1 protein-coding gene is annotated in these 1141 nt (G+C 44.8%); it reads left to right on the top strand.

Annotated elements, in window-relative coordinates; genetic code table 11:
- The coding region (locus tag R5R67_RS19390; RefSeq protein ID WP_318755198.1) for a host specificity factor TipJ family phage tail protein at positions 1 to 1141 on the top strand (1141 nt) is incomplete at both ends.

Genomic DNA, 1141 nt, shown 5'->3' on the forward strand with positions numbered 1-1141 from the left:
TGGTGCTTATGACGGTGAAACCAATATCGTTGATATTGCTGGGGCATCGGTAGAGGTCTTTCGACCAGGCGTCGATATTGTCTCGGGTGAGCCATATTTCTCGCTTGGTACCGAAATTACAACTCCACCCTTAACGGTTCAGCATCAAAACTCGGTGAATGGCCAGATCTTGCGTCCAGCAGATACGCAGTCTTTAGAAGGTACGAACTATCTTCATTTTGCATATCCAAACGAGATCCTTCGGGCATCTGCAAACAATACGGATTTAACCACTAAGTTTGTAAGTAATGACCGCGTAGAAATTACCAATGCCTCATTCACGTTTAACGGCCAGACTTATGATTTAAACGGCACTTACAGCGTTCTATCGGTAGCTGATGATCGAATGACGTTATCAAATCCGGCGGCCGTTAATGCTAACTGGTTAAAGCTTAAAGAGTTAAATAACCAACAAACTGCAGCTTTGTCACCAAAGATCAGTTCAATAGGTGAAAAATGGATTGGTCCATTCATTCTGGACAATGTTGAACGTAGTCGGGTGCTGTGTAATTTTGTGGCCACCAATGGACTTTATACCGTTTCTTCAGGTGGAAATCAGGGTGCTGTAAACGTCACGATTGAAGTTGAGGTAACACCGGTAAATGAATCTGGTGCAGCCATTGGTAATCCGATGCTGAAGCAGATCATTTTGAAAGGCTCGGCAAAATCACGCCAAACGGTTGGGGCAACGCTGGATATGGTCACGTTTCAGGGCCGCTGCAGTGTACGTGCTCGCCGTTTAACTCCAACTCCTGGAGTTACAACTGTTGTCGATGATGTGAAGTGGCAAGCACTATACGGTGCATATCCATTGCAAAGCACAACGTATGAGCATGAAACGGTTTTCCGTGCACGTACATATGCAACGACTGGAGCATTGTCAGTTAAATCCCGCAAGATCAATTTTGATCTCCAGCGGATGTTGCCGACTTTTAAAAACGGTGCAATGACGACAGAGCTATTTCCAACATCAAGCTTTGCTGATGCACTGGTTTCAATGGCACTGGATGACAAGATTGGCCGCCGTACGATTGATGAGATTGATCTGGAAAACATCTATCGGACTTATAACGATGTAGTTGATTATTTTGGTACGCCACTT

The sequence above is a fragment of the Acinetobacter sp. OYA S30 genome, from assembly GCF_033599315.1.
GTDB lineage: Bacteria > Pseudomonadota > Gammaproteobacteria > Pseudomonadales > Moraxellaceae > Acinetobacter > Acinetobacter baumannii.